This is a genomic window from Candidatus Neomarinimicrobiota bacterium, assembly GCA_041862535.1.
Classification (GTDB): Bacteria; Fidelibacterota; Marinisomatia; order SCGC-AAA003-L08; family TS1B11.
Genome location: JBGVTM010000173.1, coordinates 1 through 3986 on the forward strand (window position 1 = coordinate 1; position 3986 = coordinate 3986).

Here is a 3986-nt window from a genome sequence, read left to right on the forward strand (position 1 = left end):
CCACGCCTCGTGGATCACGTTGGTCTGGATAGCCAGGTTGACCTGGATAAACTCAGCGGGGTAGGTGTTATTAGCGTGAATGCCCCCTACTTTCGCTGCCGCCAGGAACACGTGATCCGGACGCTCGGCCGCAAAAAGGTCCCGGGCCGCTGTCTGGTCAGTCAGGTCCAGTTCCTCCAGTGATCGGGTAATGGTGCGCTCATAACCCTGGGCCTGGAGCTGCCGCACCAGCGCCGATCCCACCAGCCCCTGATGGCCGGCCACGTAGATCTTATCATCGGGATGCATGGCCTTACTCATGGTAATCGTAAATCTTATACCCGTGCTGTTTGATCAGGCTGTCCCGCTGGGCGGTCTTCAGATCTTCCGCAACCATCTCCCGAACGAGGGCATCGAAGGTAACCTTCGGCACCCATCCTAATTTTTCTCTGGCCTTGGTGGGATCACCCACCAGTGCATCTACTTCGGCGGGCCGAAAATACCGCGGATCAATAGCGATAATGCACCTACCTTCATCGTCATAGCCCTTTTCTTCCGAATCGTGACCCTTCCAACGGATGCTCATGCCAAGCTCCGCAGCGGCTTTCTCGATAAACTCACGGACGCTGTGCTGTTCGCCGGTGGCAATGACGAAATCTTCGGGTTCATCTTGCTGGAGCATAAGCCATTGCATCTCTACGTAATCCCTGGCATGCCCCCAATCCCGGAGGGCGTCGAGATTGCCCAGGTACAGGCACTCCTGAAGCCCCACCTTGATACGGCTCAAACCCCGGGTGATCTTCCGGGTTACGAAAGTTTCACCCCGGACGGGAGACTCGTGGTTGAACAGGATACCATTACAGGCAAACAGTCCATATGCTTCACGATAATTTACCGTAATCCAGTAGGCGTAAAGCTTAGCCACAGCGTAGGGCGAGCGGGGGTAGAAGGGAGTGGTCTCCTTCTGAGGGACCTCCTGCGCCTTGCCATATAACTCGGAGCTGGAAGCCTGATAATACTTGGTCTTTTTCGCTAGCCCTAAAATCCGGATAGCCTCCAGAAGATGAAGGGCACCGGTGGCGTCAGCCAGCGCTGTATAGGCCGGCATCTCAAAAGAGACCGCCACATGGCTCTGGGCGGCAAGGTTGTAAATCTCCTCCGGCTGGATCTTCTGGATGATATGGATCAGGTTGGTGGGATCGGTCATATCCCCATAATGGAGGATGAAGCGCGGATTCTTTTCGTGGGGATCCTGGTAAATATGGTCAATGCGATCGGTGTTAAACAGTGAAGAGCGCCGCTTGATCCCGTGGACCTCATAGCCCTTTTCCAGAAGGAACTCCGCCAAATAGGCACCGTCTTGCCCGGTAATCCCGGTAATGAGTGCTCGTTTCTGCATAGGTAACCGTCTTTTAATGCTTGTTTGGAATTTGCAAATGGAAGTTAGGGGTACTGGCTGTCATGATCCAACAAGGGGCGTTGGGATTACAATCTCGCCGCACGTACTATCTATGTCTTGAAGCTGCGTTCTTCGTGTAATTACGCCACCCCAGAAGCTGTTGCGCAAAGTATAGCATGAACCTGGGATTATGGACTATATACCGTTTCCATAACCGCCGCGGTTCAGTCAGCAACCGGAACAGCCACTCCAGACCGGCCCGCTGCATCCAGCCCGGCGCTTGAGGTTTCATCCCCGCAATAAAATCAAAGGCAGCGCCGACACCAAGCATCACCACTCCCGGCAGCCTTTCCTTATAAGATGCCATCCAGCGCTCCTGCTTGGGACAGCCCAGTCCCACAAATAGAATCTTCGCTCCCGAAGCCTGTATATCCTTTACCACCTGACCGCTCTCTTCGGCTGTCAGGGATCGAAAGGGCGGGCTATAAGCGTAGGCAATCTCCAACGATGGATACCTGGCCTTCAGGTTTGTCTGCATTAAGGAAAGGACTTCCTCCGTCCCTCCGTAAAAACCGACCATTACTTCCTGCTTCGCCGCCTCCCGGCAAACCACAGGGGTAAGTGTGGGTCCATAAACCCTTTCGGCCTCTCTCACACCCAGCAGCTTCAAACCCCATACGAGGGGCATGCCGTCGGGCGTTACCAGGTCTGCCCCGTTAACAATGCGCTGGAACTCAGGATCATCGTGGCCTTCCATGACCATATGTACGGTGCAGACACACACATAGCCGCCCCGGCCATCGTGGGCCATGTCGAGGATCTGTCTGGTGGCCTGATCGTAGGTGGTGTAGTCCACCCGCTGGCCGAGAATATAACGTGATGCCGACGAGTCGTTCTTCTCGTGGGCAAAGTTACTGCTAATGAGAATACCCCTCTATCACCCTCTGATAAATCTCCATCAAAAGCTGGTAATTCCGCCCAGCTGTATATTTTTCCTTGTACTCCCTCCGTGCCGCTTTTCCCATAGCCTCCATTTCTGAAGGATGACTCCAGGCCCATTCAGCCTTTGCTACCAAGTCGTCGGCATCGCCCACTTCAAAGTGCAACCCGGTACGGCCGTCAGCCACAATTTCGCCCATTGCTCCCAGCTTGGACGTGATGACCAGCACGCCACAGGCAAAGGCCTCGACTAGCGCTAATTGTCAGCTTTAGTAACTTATTCTTGTATTGACGTCTCCTATGCATATTAATCATAAACCCTTTCTTCGAACTCTTTTTGTATACGCTATTGCGTTTCGAAATCCTTCCACCATATGCTCATTACGCCAGCCTTCAATAGTTGTCCGTGCAGCAACACTTAGACGCTCCCGTAGTTCAGGATCTTTCAGGATACGTTCTAGGGCATGGGTCAGGGCAGCACTGTCTCTTTCCGGTACAACTAATCCATTTACTTCATCCTGGACTAGTCCCCCTACCGCAGCGCCTACGGCTTCAGTCGCAATGACAGGTAATCCCTGGTTGAATGCCTCATTCACTACTAGACCCCAGGGTTCCTTGAAATTAGGTGTGGTGATAGAGGGCAGCACAAACGCAAATGCACTGGCGTAGTACACCACGGAATCTTCCTGCCGAACATATCCTGGGAAGCGGATTTTGTCGGCGACGCCCTTTTCTTTAGCGAATTGCTTAAGGTATGGACTTTGGCTGCCCGTCCCCGCGATTACCAATATTGTATCTCGAGATTTAAGAGATGCAAAAGCCTCAATGAGGCAGGGCAGCCCCTTCACAGCTTCCAACCGACCCAAATAGAGAATCATTTTCTGATCCGGCTTTATGTTCAGTTTTTTTCTTAGCGCGTGCAGCTCGTTATCCGGGACCTGAATGTTGAACTTGCTGTTGTCTACAGCATGACGTGCTACAAAGATTCTTTCCTCACAAACTCCCTCATTAATTAGATACCTCTTGACATGCTCACCATATACCACAATGGCATCCGCATGGCGATATATGTGGCGCGTTACCGGAAAGAAGATACGGTGGAAAGGCGTCTGTAATCTCATCCAGATGCCTGTCCACAAGATAAAGGGCTTTCGCCTAATATTTGCTAGTATAAATGTAATTGGCATGGCAAAGCGCCCGACTATTCCTGAAAGAAATATATCGTACTTTCCACAGAATAATCTCGGTATGATCCCGGGAGTAATACGGGTTCCGAATAACTCGAAGCCCCGCAGATATTCATAGTTAAATTTACCTCTAGATACGCCATGTTGCTGCGGCCAATACCATTCTTCTCCGCGAGAAAAGAAATAGAATCGTACATCCACGAATTTTGCTAGCATTTCAAAAGTCTTGATGCGATAGTGTTGGCAAAAATTTGTTACAAATGCAACGAGTGTTGTTTTTTTACTCATTATGCCGTACCCATTGCGTAGATTAATAGAGAATCCTCTCAATATATCTTAGAATCCTAGCAATAACACGCTTAGGATCTAGCAAAGCAGCAACAGGGATAAGGATTTTATTTTGAGATATACCTTTCCGCCTGACTCTTAGAAATATTCGTTCTTTCTTAAATCTTATTTTATTCCAAATGTTCATGTTATTA

Annotated in this window: 4 protein-coding genes and 1 pseudogene; all 5 read right to left on the reverse strand. The window is 50.7% G+C overall.

Translation table 11 applies throughout. From position 1 onward, the window contains the following. A partial coding sequence (locus ACETWG_06235; protein ID MFB0516185.1) for an NAD-dependent epimerase/dehydratase family protein occupies positions 1–300 on the reverse strand: 300 nt, incomplete at its 3' end. Beyond that, a complete protein-coding gene (gene gmd, locus ACETWG_06240; protein ID MFB0516186.1) occupies positions 293–1378 on the reverse strand; it encodes a GDP-mannose 4,6-dehydratase in 1086 nt (361 codons plus the stop codon). The genes ACETWG_06235 and gmd, both read right to left, overlap by 8 nt. Before the next feature lie 106 nt (positions 1379–1484). Next, entirely contained in the window at positions 1485–2234 is a 750-nt protein-coding gene (locus ACETWG_06245) for a WecB/TagA/CpsF family glycosyltransferase (GenBank protein ID MFB0516187.1), read from the reverse strand. A gap of 61 nt (positions 2235–2295) precedes the next feature. Next, positions 2296–2565 (reverse strand): annotated as a pseudogene (locus ACETWG_06250) (glycosyltransferase). A 63-nt stretch (positions 2566–2628) separates the two neighbouring features. Next, positions 2629–3792, reverse strand: a complete 1164-nt coding sequence (locus tag ACETWG_06255) for a glycosyltransferase family 4 protein (protein MFB0516188.1) — start codon at positions 3790–3792, stop codon at positions 2629–2631. Positions 3793–3986: the final 194 nt, after the last annotated feature.